Genomic DNA, 17,553 nt, shown 5'->3' on the forward strand with positions numbered 1-17,553 from the left:
TTCCAACTACATCATGGTTTGTAATCCGCAACCCTTTGTGGCTAGCGGGTTCTGGTCAACAACCAGATCAAATAAATGCCACCAACAATGCCGGTCACTCGGCCAATCGGTAGCGTGAGATTCAGAGGCGCCCACTGAGTGAGCAAGTCGGCAAGCAGCAGCAACACTGCGCCCATCAAGGCCGCACTCAGAATTGGCACACTGGGGTGGCGCGTAATGCGTCTCACCAATTGCGGCGCGGCAAGCGCGACAAACGCAATCGGCCCTGCAGCGCCAGTGGCAAGCGCGGCTAAAATCACCGCAGCAAACAAACTGATAAAGCGCATTCGCTCAATTGATACGCCAAGCTGAGCAGCCATATCTTCGCCCATTTCAATCAAAGCCAGCGAGCGCACGCCCCATTTCAGAAGCGGAATACAGATAAGCAGACCTATCGCAACCGGAATCACATCGCTCCATTTACGCGCGCTAAGCGAGCCTGACAGCCATAAGTTCGCCGATACCGCGTTATCAATATCACCCCATACCAGCATCAAGCCATTCAGCGCGGATAAGATCGCACCGACACCGATCCCGATCAAAATCATGCGATAACTGCTGATTTGACGTTGGTCGAGAGAGAGAAAATACACCGCAAGCGCCGTAAACGTGCCGCCTAAAATCGCACACAGTGCGACACCAAACATGCCGTTATTCAGCACGATAATATTGACCAGCGCGCCGGTTGCCGCGCCAGTGGTAAAGCCAATCACATCCGGCGAGCCAAGCGGATTGCGCGAAATCGACTGAAACACCGCGCCGGCAATACCAAGCGAGGCGCCAACGCACAGCGCGGTCAGCATACGCGGCAAACGAATGTGGAGTAAAATTCGCTCGCCGATACGCCCAATATCTTCACCAAGCGCAAACTGGCCAAGCGTGGTGTAGCTTATCGGGTATTTACCGAGCGTTAGCGCCAATGCGCCCAGCGCCAACATCAACCCAAACAACGCGCAGGAAATCAGCGCGGTGCGTTTGGAATATTGCCAAGAAAAAGAGCCAACACGATAAACACAGAGCTCGGATGAACGACTCATAGCTGCACCAATTTCCAACGTCTAACCAGAACAATAAACACCGGGCCGCCAAGTAGCGTAACCATAATACCCACGCTCACCTCTCCCGGCGCACCAATAATTCGCCCAGCCACATCAGCGCCCAGTAGCAAAATCGCCGAAATCATCATCGAATAAGGCAGTAGCCAGCGATGCCCAGGGCCAACCAAGAAACGCGCGATGTGTGGGGCAGTCAAACCGATAAAACTGATTGGGCCAGCCGCCGCAGAAGCCGCTGAGGAAAGCACCACTACGCAGCTACACACCACCAGCCACACCCAGCGCGCGTTCACGCCGAGCGCGCGGCCAAGGTCGTCACCAAGCGCTAATACATCAAGTAAACGGCTTAAATTGAGCACCACGATAGAAGTGATGATGATCATTGCTGTGGTCAACCAAACCACATCAAAGCCGCGGCCTTGCAGCGACCCCACCGCCCAATGACGAAACTGGTCAAACACTTCTTCACTGCTGTTTATAGTGATGATCTGAGTGATAGCGAGCAGCACCACCGACACCGCAGCGCCAGCAAGAATCAAGCGTACCGGGCTCATGGCGCGATACACGCTAGAGAGCACGTACACCAAAGCGCCGGCAAGCGCCGCGCCAAGCATGCCAAACCACAAATATTGTTCGATATCGGTAAAGCCAAGTAGCGCAATCGCCGACACAATCCCCACCATGGCACCCGCATTGACCCCAAGAATCCCGGGATCAGCGAGCGGATTACGTGTCAACGCTTGCATCAGCGCGCCAGCCCCGCCCAGCCCAATACCAACCACCACTGCCAAAATCGTGCGCGGCAATCGCACCCAATGGACCAGCAGGTGTTCACTGTTGGTCGGGTCGAAATGGCGCAACGCATCAAGCGTGGTCGCCAACGGGATCTGACGAGCACCGACGCACACACTGACCAGCGCCAGCAACACAATCACTACAGCACCCGCAATAAGACCTAAGCGATATTTCGTCTCGGCTTGGTTTGCCGTCGCCTTGAGAATCAAAGGGCTTTCCATGCTCAAATTCCGCCGTTACTGAGGAGCGAAAATGTCAGCGATGTTGTTGACAATTTCGGTCGCGCTAAACAGATCGACACGAAACGAATTCTGCCCAAGGCCATACACTTGGTGCGCTTTCACTGACGGCAAATTGTGCAACACAGGATCGTTAACAAAGCCTTGAATGTCATCGCGTTTGCGGCTTAGCAAAAACGTGGTTGGCGCATTCAAAGCAGAAAGGTTTTCATAATGAACACGCATGAAGTCGCGATGGGAAATCGGCCCCGCCTGCCAGCTCGGTTGCGGCGCTTCGATATCAAATCCCAGCGATTGCAATAACTGGGCATGGGTGCCCTGCTGCTTAGCAATCGCGTTGATGACCCCAGCGCCTTGAAAACTGATGATATTGGTTTTGCCCTTTGGCACCTGAATGTGCTGACGCGTGGTTTCAACCAATTGATTAAATTTGTCGATGCTTTGCTGCGCTTCGCGCTCTAGCCCAGTCGCCTTGGCGAGTTGACCCGCTAATTGCTGCCAAGAAAGGTCGGTATAATCGACGATGATGGTAGGCGCCAGTTCGCGAAACTCCTCAATTTGCGCCATTGCCGAATCAGCACCACTGGTCGAGACGACAATTAAGTCCGGCGCCATCGCGTAGACAGATTCCAAATCGACGCTGCCCGCCGGCCAAAGCGCTTCAACTTTACGCTGCTTAGCTAAATTCGCCCATTGCGCAAAGAAATCTCCTGCCATAGTGGTAGCGCTGCCAATCACTGGAGCATCAATCGCTAGCAACGTTCCTGTCACTGACACCGCAGTCGATAGAATGCGCTGCGGTGGATGCTCTATCAAGGTCTTGCTGCCATCAGCGTTAGTGAACTCACGCGGCCAATCCTGAGCATAGGCAAATTGTGTGACACACCACAACATGATAACAGTTATAGTTTTGATATTAATTCTTATTTCACTCATTGAATGGTACAGTCCCTAAATTGTTTATCATCGGTGGCAGTTTTCTCTCTTGAGGCGAATCAGTATATCGCCAGCCTCCTCTGCAAGCAATGATCTCAATCATGCCAAGGCTTAGCGAGCATCGCCATCACATTTATCCTTTTTAACCCCTACAAGGAAATCCCATGTCTCAACAATCTGAGCTGTGCGTAGGACTCGCGCTGGCCATGAGTTGGCTGACCAAAAGCGGTTGGCGACGCGCCGACAGTCAAGTCGAACAGCTATTTTCAGTCTCAGACTACATCGACCTAACCAAGCAAGCCGAAGCGGCAAAACTTGATTTCGTATTTCGCCCCGACACCCTGTTTTTGCCAACCGAAATGGTTGCTCAAGAGCCTGGATTTAGCAGCTTAGATCCTATGGTGTTACTGTCTGCGATCGCCACCTCCACCACGCATATCGGTTTGGTTTCTACGGCCTCCACCACGTTTAATCCCCCTTATGTGGTGGCGCGCCAATTGCAATCCCTCAACTGGCTCAGTCAGGGACGCGCTGGCTGGAATATCGTGACCGCGCTCGATGGCCAATACAATTTTGGTCAGCAAGCAATGCTACCATCAGAGCAGCGCTACCAAGTCGCCGCGGAATTTACCGATGTGGTACAAAAATTGTGGCGCAGTTACCCTAATGATGCGCTGCTGTACGACCGCCAATCCGGTCATTTTGCCGCAGCTGAGAAAGTGCAAGCGATTGATCACCAAGGCGAGCATTTTGCCGTCAAAGGACCTTTAAATGTACCGCAGTACCCAAGTGGTGATATTCCGCTGTTTCAGGCCGGCGCCTCGCCATGGGGACGTAACTTTGCCGCCAAAGTCGCCAACGCTATTTTTGCTGCTACGCCGGATTTGCAAGCGGGCATTGAACTGCGCCAAGACATGCGACGCCGCGCGCAACAGCATGGCCGTAACCCTGATGACATTAAAGTGCTACCGGGATTAAGTTTGTATCTGGCTGACGATTACGAGCAAGCGCTGGCGCTATATCAGTCAACTCATACTACCCTCACCCACGAGCGCAAACTCGCGTATTTAGCCAAGCATCTTGATGTCGATTTCTCTGAGTTGGCACTTGGCGATCATATTCACGCCGATATGCTGCCAAGCACTCAGCAAAATGTGCACAGTCATACCCATACTCAATTGCTGCGCCAATTTATTGAACGTGAAACCCCCACTCTGGAACAACTGCTAACCCGCCCAGAGGTGATGGGTTCGTCTCATTGGTTGGTGATTGGAACGCCGCATGATGCGGTGGATTCAATCGTGGAGCGAGTTGAAGCGGGCGCAGCGGATGGCTTTATCGCTGTCCCTGGCGGCTCACGCCAATCTGCAGCACTGTTTTTTGACCAAGTGATGCCGATGCTTCAACAGCGCGGTCTGTTCCGCTCTGAGTACCAAGGTACAACTCTGCGTGAGCACCTAAATCTTCCTGAGCACTTAAACATTTAAGTGTTGCTGGGCACATTTGAAGACAAAAAAGCGGCGATTATCGCCGCTTTTTTATTTGCCTTATCCCGTCCTGATATAAGTTGAACGTTGCTAAGCGAGACTCAGCGCCTTAAATGGCTATGGAGTTTTACCATCATACTGAGCTTTCCAACTTGCAATCTTCGCTTGTAGCGCCGAGCGGTTTTCTTTTGCGCCAGCGCCAAGCATCATCACATATGGCTGACTGAGCACTTGACGCAGCTTAGCGTTGGCTTGGTCGATGCTGACGTTATCTAGGAAGCGTTGCAAGCTTTGGCTAAATTGCTGCTGAGATTGCAGCGTAGTGTTTTCAACTAACGAGGTCACTTTTTGCTCAGCATAGTCCATTGGCAATTGCTGCGCCCAATCGTGATCGCTGTCATCGAGCAATTCTTGGTAATACGCCAGCGCCGTTTGAAATTCGTTGTCGCTCATGCCGACATCGCGAAGTTTCGCCAGTGTATTGAGGAACAGCGCTTGTGAGCTGATCCGGTCTTGCGGTTTAAACTCAATACCAATAAAGCTATAACGATGCGATTCCAGCTCAGAGTCAAAGGCATAAATCGACTGAGCCGACAGATCGGTTTGGTTAAACACCGCGTTTAAACGCTGATTGATGGCAGAATACGCCAAGCGCTCCAATCGAAGTTCGGTTTGCGCGCCCAACGTATCAATTGTTGTCTTGCCACGTTTGGCCACCAGCAGCATGCTTGGTAACTCGTGAGTATGGACTTGGGTGACATAATCATCGAGTTTCACGGGGTAGTCAGTTTTCGGCGCACTGTCATGTGCCGCCTCTGCTTGCCAGTTGCCAAACATCTGTTTAACCAAGGTATCAATATGCGCAATTTGTACCTGCCCGGTTATCACTAACTCGGCATTTTGCGGTTGATACCAGCGGTGATAAAAACCTTGCAGTTGCGTCTTCGACACTGTGCTAATCGAAGCTTTACTGCCATACGGATCACGGGTCATCAGCGCGGTATCACCGAGCATAAACTGGTAAACATTGTCGATAAAACTGCCAACATCCGGGTGGCCTTGCTTAATTTCACTTAACACCTGTTGCTTAGACGCTTTGATGCTGGCAGGCAAAAATTGTTGGCGAAACGCCACATCACTTAGCCACCAGAGGGCATCATTGAGCTTGGCGGTGGTGGGCAAATCAACTTTGTACACGGTTTCTCGATAGCTAGTATACGCATGACTATCTGCATCTAACTTGGCGTTTTGTTCACCCAGCAAAGTATAAAGCTGCGCTTTGGTCACGCGTTCACTGCCCTCAAACGCCATATGCTCGAGAAAGTGGGCATAGCCGCGCTGCTCATCGGACTCTTGCAGCGACCCGGCATGCACGATAAGACGCACTGACACTGCTTCGTCGTCAGTCGGATACACATGATAACGCAGCCCATTCGCCAAAGTTTTGCTCTGCCAATGGCTGTCAGCCTGAATGGAAGTTTGGTCGCTGAGTTGACTGCAGCCAAACAGCAACGCTGCGAACGCAAGCAGCAAATAACGCATATGGATAATACTCACACTATGAATAGACAATAACTATACGTCGAATCGCACTAAAGTATTAATCCTAATTAATAAAAACTGGTGCTTTTGCCCAAAAGCCGCGCACTTTATTGCATATTTTAAAGCGACAAAAAAGAGCGCCGTAGCGCCCTTAATCATTTCATGCGTCAGCCGTCAGAGGTTCAATTCGCTGGCGACCAAATTGCGCTTCATACAAGGCCATAAAGTCTTTGCGAATCAGATGTTCAAGATGCACCGCTTTATCGGTTGGGCAGAAAATCATAAAGTGTACGCTCTGCTCAGCCGTTGGCGAATTACTGATGTGAATGTGCGGCTCCGCACCTGGTAAGTCGACCCCGGCGTGTTTCTCAATCATAAAGTTATAACGCCTTGCTACTTCACTAAAGTAATGGCAATGCTCTTCGATCTTTACTTCAAGCTGGTCAATTAACGGGTACAAATTGACAAACTCTTTCACCACAATGGTGAAGTTATGATAAACATAGCGTTTCATGAAATTGAGGTTTTTGACCGGAAAGGTAAAAAACATACTGTTGGGCAAAGTGGCGGTTTTACCGGTGAAATGGTATTGGCCATGGTGAAGGTCGATCTCTTGAATCACAGTCGCCATCATATTGTGCTCGATAACTTCACCGCAGATCGATCCCACTTCAATCCAATCGCCAATACGAAAAGAGCGAGAACTGGCACGCTGAATCGAACCGGTAAAACACAAAATGATCTCTTTTGAAGCCACTACGATGGCAACTGCGATTGCCGTGACCGACAATGCAAACTGGTTGATTTCTGATTGCCACAGGGTAAACAACAGTAACATCAAAAGAATAAATGAACCGTTTTTGGTTCGCGACATCCATTTACGCTGATCTTCAGACACAAATGCATCGTCACCGCGAATCCTTGACAAGGTGAAACGCCGCACCAGTACAATCAGTAAAAAAATCAGTAATGAAAATAAAAACTTATGGGTAAGAAGGTAATCAATGGCCAACTGCACTTTATCCATTAAACGCTCCGGATAGATCAAAGGGGCTCAGCTGCCCCTTTTATTTATTCTTATTGGCGCGGCGCATGGCACCGACGCTTTAACTTACGGCGTTTAATGTCCCATACATAAGGATTAGGGTCTAGCCCTACGTGCAATTAATGCCACGCAGATTACGCTTCGATCCACGGGCATTGAGTTGCACTTGGTTGTCGAATTAAAAGAAACTCAATAAAACAGTTAAGAAGAAGGCGCACTGTCATCGGCGATGGCGGAGTTGATGACCGCCGGTGAGTTTTTCTGCGTGGGAATGTGGGTCGAAATCTGTTCACTTCGGATCATAGTGCTTTCAGCTTGAATGATGGTCGGATAAGCAATTATGCCCACCACAAACCCCAAACCGAAAATGATCAGATGTGATAGCGAAAGTAAGAACCACTTCATGCCGAAACCTATTGCTTATGTGTGTGTCGCAGAGGGGGCATACGATAAAGAAAATCCGCCTCTGCGACCACCCACTATCATCTGATATTGAGCGCAGTTTTTTCTGTCAAACGAACGATTACCTCAACCGCCTTTTGCATTCCCTCAATAGTGGCAAACTCGTGAATACCATGAAAGTTGTAGCCGCCAGTAAAAATATTTGGACACGGCAGGCCCATAAACGACAAACGTGCTCCGTCGGTACCGCCGCGGATAGGCTTAATCATTGGCGTAATGCCGCAGTCGATCATTGCTTGTTTGGCGTTGTCTATGATGTTCGGAAACGGCTCGACTTTTTCTTTCATATTGAAGTAGCTGTCTTCGATAATCAGCGTCACCACATCCGATTTAAATCCCTGATTTATATCGTCAACCATCGCTTTTAGCCGCGCTTTACGCGCTTGCAATCCGTCCAAGTCGAAATCACGTAAAATGTAGTTGAGTTGGCTGCTTGCTACACTCATGGTTGATGAGGTGAGATGGTAAAATCCTTGATAACCGTCAGTGCATTCAGGAGTCTCTTCGCTTGGCATTTGCGCATGGAATTGACACGCTAATGTCATCGAGTTCACCATCTTATCTTTGGCAGTGCCTGGATGAACGTTGACGCCATGAAACACAACTTTGGCATTAGCCGCGTTGAAGTTCTCAAACTCCAATTCTCCTACAGGACCGCCATCGATGGTGTAGGCCCATTCGGCGCCAAATTTTTCCACATCAAATTTGTCTGCGCCGCGACCAATTTCTTCATCCGGCGTGAACCCGATACACACTTCACCGTGTTTGATCTCTGGATGCGCCAATAACCATTCCATCGCGGTGATGATCTCGGCCACACCGGCTTTGTTGTCTGCACCAAGCAAAGTCGTACCATCAGTGGTAATAAGGTTACAGCCACGCAGCTGGTTTAACTCTGGGTATTGAATCGGTGACAGCACTTCGTCCCCTTTGCCCAGCGCAATATCACCGCCCTGATAATTTTCAACAATTTGCGCTTTAACATTGTAACCTGACGCATCTGGCGCAGTATCCATATGAGCAATGAAACCAATCGCGGGCACAGCCGTATCAATATTGGCTGGCAAACGCGCCATCAAGTAACCGTTATCATCCAGCGTCACATCACTTAAGCCAAGCGAAACTAACTCCGCTTTAAGCGCCTGAGCAAATACCATTTGCCCGGGCGAACTTGGGCAAGCAGAGTTATCGGGATTCGATTGTGTATCAAAGCAAACGTAGCGTAAAAAACGCTCTGCGACTGAATTCATGATCATGACACCTTGAGAAAATAAGCACCTAGCGTGCAGGGAAAACTTCATACTACTCAGACAAATAAAATCCTCTTTGCTGTAAATCATCTTTTGGTAATTCACCTTTGACGTGCTACTAATGCTCTACACACCTACTTTACGTTGAACCTGCTGTACACCTGCTAATTTAGCGCTCCCTCGCTAGTCGACCTTCACCTTACGCGCTATCATTTTTTGGCACAAACCGAATAACATCCTAACGTGCACATGGATAACTTAGATCGTCATCGAAAAGAATGATGCCTAAAAAAATAACGGTTAGACATACGGTTACAAGTGATAAAAGCCTACTTAACGAACGATTATTTATGGAGCGATATCACGTCTGACAGCAATTTTACATAACGCTGGTTGAAGGGTTTTGGCGTGCCGACTATGGTCTTCAGTGTGCAAACTAACGTTCTAACTCGTAATATTTAAGGCATTCGCCAGTGCCTATTACTCCATGATGAACGCTAAGTTATGAGCCTCACTTCGGTGGGGCTTTTTTTTGCATGTGATTCGACTAGACAGCCAAGCGACACTCGATACAATACGCGGGCGTTTTTGAGGAGAATTTACTGTGCAAGACTACACCTACCCTTGCCTGTCAGCGATGGCACGTGAAGAACTAGAGAATCTAAGCAATCGAATGTTACACCGCTTAGTGCCGGAATCATCCGTCAAAGAGCTGTTCAATTTTGAAGATGAAAATATCACCGACGACGACAAGCGCCAGGAACTGCATTTTGATGCGCTACTACGAATGAACGCCATCGCACTCAGTGAAATCCCAACCATGTTTGGCGACTCAACAAACCCAGAGCAAAACATCGAACGCATGACGCGACTGGTACTGTGGCATTTTTACGCTGAGTCGTTTCATCTTGAACGCGCCATTTCACTTAAACTGCATTGTGAGAAGGTAGAAACGCTGCTTAGCAATCGTCCTCAAGAAGCGTATCAATGGGTTAACGCCTTAACTCGTTTACTGCAAGAGTACGCCGATAGCGCCAAATAGCTTGCGTATGATGAATCCGTAAGTCGATAAACACAAAAAAGCCCACCGCTCACGGTGGGCTTTTTGATTCAATCGCTAAAAGGCGATCTTAGTTATTGGTCATCACGCTGCGCGCATTAAGATTTTGCACTGGGCGGTTATTGTGGCCCATCACTTTCATCATCGCTTCCGCTTGAGACGCTGCCAATTTGCTGACATCTTTAAGCACAAACCAACGTACACCTTCGCTACATGGCGGAGTGGTTAATGAGCCATTAAAGCGGTAATACTCATCAGTTTGTGGTAGGAAATCTTTGATTTCTAGAGGCTTAGGTAGCGTCACTGTTTCGCCCACTTTTGGCATTGTTTGCGTTAGTGAGGTCAAAAATTCGTTTTCAACACCATTATCAAACATCACTGCAACCACAGTTAAGTTACCATCGGCATCGGCGTTAACGAAGTGCGCTTCCAGTGGAAATTGCTTATCTTCAATCAAGTTTTCAGATGGCGTATGGAAGTGGAACTGCTGCAGAGTAAAAGTATCACCATCAATCGTGACCGTATTGTCACCTTCAACCACGGCTTGCAAAGTATGGCCGTTATTCACCAGCGCAGTCACTTTACCTGCGTAGTTCACGTTGAGCTCTTGCAAGTCCGCTTTCACTTCACCGCTGATGTTAATAGGGCTTTGGTTTTTCCCTGCTGCGCAAGTTTGTGAAAATTCACCCCAGTGAGCAGGTCCGTGTTCAGCCGAATAATTCCACTCATTTGCTTGAGCAGCGCCAGCCATAACAGCAGAAATCGATAAAGCCAGTAGAATTTTTTTCATTGTTGTTATTCCTTATTTTGGGGTCACCAGATGACATATTTGCGGCGAATATTACTCAATTTATCCATACAATAAGCAAGGTGAAATCTATGTTTTCGAATTATCGTTCACGCCATTATCAGTTATAAGACAGCACATTGACTTTTCGGCCAGCCGACGCTTTCGCTCAAACCGAGTGCTTGTCTCACATTTAGTGAATCCCCGCGTTTCTCAGCTTTTGAACTCGAAATTCACGTAAAACCCATCGACGATTAAATCAGACATAACAACATGAAAGAGTGTTTTATATGAATAACTATTTGCGCAGCGTGGGAAAAGCCAGCTTGTTGGCTGCAGCTCTGGGAACATCTTATTTTGCACAAGCAAAGACGGCGGATGAAGATGTGGTGGATATGTCCGACCCACTCGCGGTATTTACCCAAGTCGGCGCAGGATTTACCGATAAAGGCTTGAATCTGAAACTCGGCCAAGCTTACGACACTGGCGATGTAACTACCGCGGGAATGAATGTGTTGGAAGTCAAAGGTGGCATGGGCGATGCGTTTGGTTGGCGAGGCAAAAACACCACTGATAACTCCATCGATTACTTTCGCTATCGTAACTTCAGTGTCGATTTGACCAAGTTGGTCGGCGCACAAGTCGATTTCAACTACAACTTACAGAAAAACTTAGTGGCAGAAGAAAGTGCCGATCTGTCTTACAGCTTGATCAAAGCGCTAAAACCAATGGGCGCATTTAGCCTTTATCCTCTGGCGGGTGTGGGTGTCTCAATCGGTAACAACGCGATTGAAGATGACGGCACCATCGACAGCGGTTATTCCATCATGGGTACTTACGGCTTACTTGGTATGTATGCGAAATATCAAGTGACCGATAAACTTTGGCTGAACTACAACCCATTCTGGCTTACCACTATCTCTGGTTCAGATAACTATAAAGATAACTACTACGGTGCAGGCAATAGCCACGTGCTCACTCATGAGTTTGCCGCCAGCTATCAGTTCACGCCGCGCTTCAATATCCGTTACTTTGCTAACTGGAACAATAATGTCGATTTCATCGATGGCGATCACCGCATCGAGTTTAACTACCAGATCTAGTCAAATATCGGCAAGAAAAAGGTCAGCTCGCGCTGACCTTTTTTCATTCATCACTTAGCCCATAAAGTAGCGCCATAGATAAGTGAATGGCACCACCAAGAACAGCGCAGGCAGAAAGTTCACCACCGCGAAATGCATGATATTTGAGATACGCAGGCCCACCGCAACCATGATAATGCCACCGATAGCCGTGAAGTTCGCGTAGGTTTCAGCATCCATATACGGCATGATGGTTTGCGCCAGCGTAAACAAAATGGCTTGCACGGTAAACTGAACAACGGCGATTAAAACGATACTTGGACCTAAACTGATAGCGAAAATGATTGCGGTCACAAAGTCCATCATCGACTTAACCAATAGCAATTGGTAATTGCCATTTAAACCTTCGGTCATCGAACCAATCACGCCTAAGCCGCTGGCTCCGAACAATACGATCATCGAAGTAAATTGAAGAGAAAATTCTTGCTGGCTCAAACCGCGCGGTAGCGGCAAAAATCGCTGGCATTTGCGCTGAATGAAATTAGCGCCTTTCTTTACACCAGCTTCAAGAAAAATCAACTCACCCAGCGCGGTGCCAAGGATCAGTGCCATCACCATCACCGGAACATTACTGACTTTAACGATCATACCAATACCAATCGACATGGACGCCAGAGCAAACGTCGCAGGTAAGCCATCAACCAAACGTTTGGGGATATAACGTGCAAACGTTGCACCTATGATGCCACCGAAAATGATCGCACCGCTGTTGATAATCGGGCCAACCAGCATAGATTTTACTCCTTACAAATCACAAATAAAAAAGCTCAGTGGGGATAAATTCCCCCCCACTAAAAGACGCTCGAACTGATAGCGGGATAGACCAAGATCGAGGCGATTAAATTAGACATTGATGAGTTTAAACGATCAAGAATGCGATCGAGGAGAGGCATTTGAATAACCATTCACAGATGGCTTCACGATACGCTCTAGCTCGGCAACTATTTCCATCGCCAATGCATTGAACAATGTGCTATAACTCACATTATGATTGCAAAAATTAAACAAATAAACCGCGCTTTTCGCACCTTTCAGTTGCACAAATTGAAACAATAGAGGAAACCATGGATCGGATTGTTGGGATGAAAGTCTTTGTCGAAGTGGTCAATTTAGGCAGTTTAACCGCCGCTGCAAACAAACTTGGCATTTCAAAATCAATGGCGACTCGCCATATTTCCGCGCTGGAACATTCGTTTGGCGTCAAACTGCTGCACCGCTCGTCGCGCAGCCTTTCAATGACTAACTCTGGCGAAAGTATTTTGCCCTACTGCAAACAGATTCTGGCGGTTAACGACGACATCACTTATTTAACCAGCCTAGAAAATACCGAACCTCACGGCACTGTACGCCTAGCGTGCAGTGTGTCTTTTGGCCATTCGTATGTCGCCACCGCGGTGAGGCGTTTTTTAAAATTCCATCCCAAAGTGGCGATAGAATTGATTCTCACCGATCGACAAATTGACCCGGTTAAAGAGCGTTTTGACGCCACCATCCAAATTGGCAACGCGTTTGATAACAACTTGGTCGCGCGGCTGATCGGTCGCTGTTCGTCGCTCATCTCCGCCTCCCCCATTTACCTCTCAAAACACCCAGAGCCACAAGCTCCGGTTGATTTGATGACTCACAACTGCCTCACTCATACTGGACTCGGTAACATTTGGCGCTTATTGCCACAAACAAGTAAAGAGACCGACGAACGTATTGAAGTTTCTACGGCGGGCAATTTCACCTCTAACGACTCAATGATGCTGCTGCAAGCGACGCTCGATGGTGAAGGTGTGTCCTGTTTGCCCGACTTTGTGGTGAAACCTCATATCAAGAACGGACAGTTGCGGCACTTAATCAGCGATTACAGCTTAGAGCAGCAAGGCGTTTATTTGCTTTACCCGGCTAAAAAGTATCTCACTCACGCAGTACATCAACTGATTGACTTTTTAATTAACGACTTTAATAACGGCCAATTTTCGCGCCAAATGTGATATTCGCGCAGCCAAGTTCAGTGTATTTGAAACACCGCTCTCACCACTGATTAACACTTTATTGATTTAGATCTAATTCAAAATCGGTGATTTGGAAATTTGAGCTATTTTGTTTAAAAACGCGTTAGTTCTAAAATTTTTTCCCTGATAGCCTACAGTCATTGATTCGTTAAGCCCTTTACAGACAAGGGCTGCGAAAGATTTCTAAGAATCTGCATTGGCTGAGCCAAAGGAGAAAAAATATGTCTAATATGTTTTATATCCCTTCTTCAAACCTTATGGGCCCAGGTTGTTTATCAGACGCTGCAACCGTAATTGCATCACACGGTTTCAAACGCGCATTGATCGTAACCGACAAATTCCTAAACCAAATTGGTGTGGTTGAAAAAGTGGCGAAGCTACTTGAACAATCTGGCGTTGCGTCTGTGGTATTTGATGAAACCAAACCTAACCCAACGGTCGACAACGTGAATGCAGGTCTTGCCAAACTTAAACAAAGTGAATGTGACTGTGTGATTTCTCTGGGTGGCGGCTCACCACACGATTGTGCAAAAGGCATCGCAATCCTGGCAACTAACGGCGGTGAAATCAAAGACTACGAAGGTGTCGACCAATCAGCAAAACCACAATTACCGCTGATTTCAGTAAACACCACAGCAGGTACCGCATCTGAAATGACCCGTTTTTGCATCATCACTGATGAAAAACGTCACATTAAAATGGCCATCGTTGATAAACACGTGACACCAATGATGTCAGTGAACGACCCTGAACTGATGCTGGCAAAACCGGCTTCATTAACAGCAGCTACAGGTATGGATGCGCTCACTCATGCAATTGAAGCATATGTTTCTATTGCCGCGACACCAATTACCGATGCCGTTGCGCTAAAAGCGATTGAGATGATCCAAGCCAACCTGCGTACTGCGGTCAAACAAGGCGATGACATCACAGCACGTGACAATATGGCTTACGCGCAATTTATGGCGGGCATGGCATTTAATAACGCGTCACTGGGTTATGTTCACGCTATTGCGCACCAACTGGGCGGTTTCTACGATTTGCCTCACGGCGTATGTAACGCAGTACTGCTTCCTCATGTTCAACGCTACAACAGTGAAGTTGCAGAGGCACGCCTTGCTGACGTAGCACGCTCTTTGGGTGTGGATACCACAGCGATGACAAACCGCGACGCAACCGCTGCCGCCATCGACGCGATTTGCCAACTATCAGCCGATGTTGCCATTCCGTCTGGTTTAGCCGAACTGGGTGTTAAAGAAGAAGACTTCGATGTGTTAGCAGAAAACGCATTGCGAGATGCTTGTGGGTTTACCAATCCAAAACAAGCAACTCACGAAGAAATCGTCGCGATTTTAAAAGCGGCGATGTAAATCACACAGGTTGTGACGATAAAAACTCTCTGCAAAAAATAGTGTATCTCCTTCGCCCATCGCCTAGTCTCAAGGCTTTGGGCCTTTTTATTTTCACCTCTTGATGCTGTGCCACATAAAAATCCCACTAAAATTAGGTTCAATAATGGATCGTTTTGACCATTATCGATTACTATTGAACAAGATTTTGAACACAATTTACCTTTTGCATGAAAAAATTAAGCAGCTTTTGCCGTGTTGATGAAACCCAATACGCCTTGTCGACCAACAAAGTCAACATGCTGTATTACGATCTTCCTAAGCATTTTCAAGGTGAATATCACTCTTATGAAACCCCGCGGCTGTGTACAATTTTGCAAGGTACCAAGCAGGTTCACATCAACCACTCGGAACAGTTCTTGTACCGCAAAGAACAGTGTGTATTGCTGCCGCCGCACTCCACGGTTTTTATGTCAATGTCTGAGTACACGCAGGCCTTGGTCTATGAGTTTAGCGACAGCATTGTGGAAGAAGTCAGTGCAAGGGTTTGTGATAACTTGGAGTTCGATGCTCCGAGCGATTTAGACTATCGCCATTTTCGGGTCGAACGGCTGCAAGACCGTATTCATTCATTGCACGCTCGTGTCCAAGATATTTTGCACAGTGGCGATCAGAACGTCGATTTTTTACTTGATTTAACGTGCCAAGAGATGGTTTATGAGCTACTGAAACGTCAGGGCTGCCATGAGATTTTGTCACACCATCGAAATCACCCAATCAACCAAGCGATTCGAATCATGAAGGCCAGCCAAGGGCGCGCGATTTCCGTTTCTGAACTGGCCGAAGAAACCAGTATGTCGCTGTCGAATTTCAGTCAAAAATTTAAGATGGTGACCAATCAGACGCCAAAAGAATACCTCACTAAGCTGCGCTTACAACAATCGAAATTGTATTTAAATGAATTATCGGTAACCGATACCGCACTAGAACTCGGCTACGAAAATATCTCGCATTTTATTCGCTTATTTAAAAAAGAATTTGGTATTACACCTAAGCAATTCAAGTTGATGCAAAACTAGCATCGATACATCAATACCAATAAAAAAACCGCCCTAAAGGCGGTTTTTTTATTTAAGCGGTCAAATTATAGCATCAATGCCCCAACCAGTTCACTATGCCATTCTTTGTTGGCACGGTCGTAGATACCATAGCCGTAACAGAACTCCCAATAAGCCCATGAGAAATTGCGTTTTTCGGCTTCTTGGCGGACATATGCTGTCCAACGTACTCGAGACTTCATATTAGCCTTTTCATAAGAACCAAATTCACCGATATGTATTGGTCGATTATAACGAAGCGACCAAGCTTGTGCTTTATCAAAATCACCGGAGATCTGAGCTTGTTGCTTCTCAGTACCCATCCATGAAGAACCTAACCATTCTTCGGCTTGCTCTCCCACCCAATACGCACCTTGGTGAGTAAAATAGAACGGGCTGTAGTAATGCAATGTCACGATAATGTTGCGGTCAGTACGCGGTAACTCAAGCGCATCTAAGTGCGAAATCGCGTTATAGCCACCAGGGCCAACTAACAGCGCACGTTTCGGGTTGGTTTTACGAATGATCTTAATCGCTTTAGTCAGTGTTTTATTCCACTGCGCTCCCACCATGCTATTGCTTGGTTCATTAAGAAGTTCAAAATACAATTTTGACGAATAATCCGCATATCGCTCTGAAATCTGTTTCCACATCGCAAGGAAGCGTGCTTCTTCTGTGGTTGGCGACTTCATTAATTCTGAATACTGATGAATATCAATAATTGGAATCAGTTTATGTGCAAGCGCTTCTTCAATGAGTTGGTCAACACGTTTGAAATAGCTTTCTTGAATCGTGTAAGGCTCTTCATTAGACGTATAGTTACTCCAACGCGCAGGCAAACGAACCGATTGGAATCCAGCAGACGCGATCAACTCAAGTTGATTTTCCGCTAATGCTCTAATTTCACCGTCTTTAACAACAAGAGCGTTATCCAGATTGACCCCTCTTCCTAAGAGGTTGTTCCAGTAAAATGCGTCTTTATAAACGCTGCTATCATCTTCATCGGTGTCTTGAGCGTACGAATGACCGGCACCCAAGATTAGCATCAAACATGCAAATAGCATGGAAATCAGCTGATTGGCTTTTAGTTTCACAGTTATTACCTTTTTCGCTTTGTGAATCCACCCTAGATGTAAAAGCCCTTGTAGGGAACAACGGTTTAATCTTCATTGAAGTTCAAACTTGCTCTTTATTTATCAAAAACTTAAAAATATTCGCTATCAACTTATCAAAGACATTTATGAATCAAGAAAAAAACAATTACTAAA

The 17,553-nt window shown here is 47.2% G+C and carries 16 protein-coding genes; 6 read left to right on the plus strand and 10 right to left on the minus strand.

Going from position 1 to position 17,553, the window contains the following annotated elements:
• Positions 1 to 41: 41 nt before the first annotated feature.
• From BLS03_RS09625 to fepB, 3 genes are read right to left on the minus strand one after another with little or no spacing between them, the layout of a single operon-like run.
• Positions 42 to 1,076 (minus strand): FecCD family ABC transporter permease, encoded by a 1,035-nt coding sequence (locus BLS03_RS09625; protein ID WP_093272801.1) that lies wholly within the window; start codon positions 1,074 to 1,076, stop codon positions 42 to 44.
• The gene (locus BLS03_RS09630; RefSeq protein WP_093272803.1) at positions 1,073 to 2,110 is read right to left on the minus strand and encodes a FecCD family ABC transporter permease; all 1,038 of its coding nucleotides are present in this window, start codon (positions 2,108 to 2,110) and stop codon (positions 1,073 to 1,075) included. The genes BLS03_RS09625 and BLS03_RS09630 overlap by 4 nt, the downstream gene beginning before the upstream one ends.
• Before the next feature lie 15 nt (positions 2,111 to 2,125).
• Positions 2,126 to 3,064: a Fe2+-enterobactin ABC transporter substrate-binding protein gene (gene fepB, locus BLS03_RS09635; protein ID WP_093272805.1), complete on the minus strand. Its 939-nt coding sequence runs from the start codon at positions 3,062 to 3,064 to the stop codon at positions 2,126 to 2,128.
• A 164-nt stretch (positions 3,065 to 3,228) separates the two neighbouring features.
• Here fepB and BLS03_RS09640 point away from each other — a divergent pair, with 164 nt between their 5' ends.
• Positions 3,229 to 4,551, plus strand: a complete 1,323-nt coding sequence (locus BLS03_RS09640) for an NtaA/DmoA family FMN-dependent monooxygenase (RefSeq protein ID WP_093272806.1) — start codon at positions 3,229 to 3,231, stop codon at positions 4,549 to 4,551.
• Between the two features lie 117 nt (positions 4,552 to 4,668).
• On the opposite strand, the gene BLS03_RS09645 is transcribed toward BLS03_RS09640, so the two are convergent.
• The 4 genes from BLS03_RS09645 to pepT form a co-directional block, all read right to left on the minus strand.
• Positions 4,669 to 6,093 carry a M16 family metallopeptidase gene (locus tag BLS03_RS09645; RefSeq protein WP_093272808.1) on the minus strand — a complete coding sequence of 475 codons (1,425 nt, stop codon included), beginning with the start codon at positions 6,091 to 6,093 and terminating at the stop codon, positions 4,669 to 4,671.
• A gap of 160 nt (positions 6,094 to 6,253) precedes the next feature.
• The gene (locus BLS03_RS09650; protein WP_093272809.1) at positions 6,254 to 7,120 is read right to left on the minus strand and encodes a mechanosensitive ion channel family protein; all 867 of its coding nucleotides are present in this window, start codon (positions 7,118 to 7,120) and stop codon (positions 6,254 to 6,256) included.
• 219 nt (positions 7,121 to 7,339) lie between these two features.
• Entirely contained in the window at positions 7,340 to 7,543 is a 204-nt protein-coding gene (locus BLS03_RS09655; protein ID WP_093272811.1) for a hypothetical protein, read from the minus strand.
• Positions 7,544 to 7,620: 77 nt separating this feature from the next.
• The gene (pepT, locus tag BLS03_RS09660; RefSeq protein WP_093272812.1) at positions 7,621 to 8,850 is read right to left on the minus strand and encodes a peptidase T; all 1,230 of its coding nucleotides are present in this window, start codon (positions 8,848 to 8,850) and stop codon (positions 7,621 to 7,623) included.
• 637 nt (positions 8,851 to 9,487) lie between these two features.
• On the opposite strand from pepT, the gene BLS03_RS09665 reads away from it, so the two are divergent.
• Entirely contained in the window at positions 9,488 to 9,892 is a 405-nt protein-coding gene (locus BLS03_RS09665) for an exoribonuclease R (RefSeq protein ID WP_093272864.1), read from the plus strand.
• Between the two features lie 88 nt (positions 9,893 to 9,980).
• Here the strand turns inward: BLS03_RS09665 and BLS03_RS09670 are convergent, their stop codons facing one another.
• Positions 9,981 to 10,700 (minus strand): carbonic anhydrase, encoded by a 720-nt coding sequence (locus BLS03_RS09670; protein WP_093272814.1) that lies wholly within the window; start codon positions 10,698 to 10,700, stop codon positions 9,981 to 9,983.
• A 287-nt stretch (positions 10,701 to 10,987) separates the two neighbouring features.
• Between BLS03_RS09670 and BLS03_RS09675 the strand changes: the two genes are divergently transcribed.
• Positions 10,988 to 11,800: a hypothetical protein gene (locus BLS03_RS09675; protein ID WP_218122001.1), complete on the plus strand. Its 813-nt coding sequence runs from the start codon at positions 10,988 to 10,990 to the stop codon at positions 11,798 to 11,800.
• 54 nt (positions 11,801 to 11,854) lie between these two features.
• Here the strand turns inward: BLS03_RS09675 and BLS03_RS09680 are convergent, their stop codons facing one another.
• Positions 11,855 to 12,571 carry a DUF554 domain-containing protein gene (locus BLS03_RS09680; RefSeq protein ID WP_218122002.1) on the minus strand — a complete coding sequence of 239 codons (717 nt, stop codon included), beginning with the start codon at positions 12,569 to 12,571 and terminating at the stop codon, positions 11,855 to 11,857.
• Positions 12,572 to 12,903: 332 nt separating this feature from the next.
• On the opposite strand from BLS03_RS09680, the gene BLS03_RS09690 reads away from it, so the two are divergent.
• The 3 genes from BLS03_RS09690 to BLS03_RS09700 all read left to right on the plus strand — a co-directional run bounded on the left by BLS03_RS09690 (position 12,904) and on the right by BLS03_RS09700 (position 16,267).
• Positions 12,904 to 13,818, plus strand: a complete 915-nt coding sequence (locus BLS03_RS09690) for a LysR family transcriptional regulator (protein ID WP_093272817.1) — start codon at positions 12,904 to 12,906, stop codon at positions 13,816 to 13,818.
• Positions 13,819 to 14,060: 242 nt separating this feature from the next.
• Positions 14,061 to 15,209 (plus strand): L-threonine dehydrogenase, encoded by a 1,149-nt coding sequence (gene yiaY / locus BLS03_RS09695; protein WP_093272818.1) that lies wholly within the window; start codon positions 14,061 to 14,063, stop codon positions 15,207 to 15,209.
• 209 nt (positions 15,210 to 15,418) lie between these two features.
• Positions 15,419 to 16,267 carry a helix-turn-helix transcriptional regulator gene (locus tag BLS03_RS09700; protein WP_093272819.1) on the plus strand — a complete coding sequence of 283 codons (849 nt, stop codon included), beginning with the start codon at positions 15,419 to 15,421 and terminating at the stop codon, positions 16,265 to 16,267.
• Between the two features lie 65 nt (positions 16,268 to 16,332).
• Here BLS03_RS09700 and BLS03_RS09705 read toward each other — a convergent pair whose 3' ends face one another.
• Positions 16,333 to 17,379, minus strand: coding sequence for a glycoside hydrolase family 5 protein (locus BLS03_RS09705; protein WP_093272820.1), 1,047 nt, complete (start codon positions 17,377 to 17,379; stop codon positions 16,333 to 16,335).
• Between the last annotated feature and the right edge of the window lie 174 nt (positions 17,380 to 17,553).

It is taken from the genome of Vibrio xiamenensis (genome assembly GCF_900100015.1).
GTDB lineage: Bacteria > Pseudomonadota > Gammaproteobacteria > Enterobacterales > Vibrionaceae > Vibrio > Vibrio xiamenensis.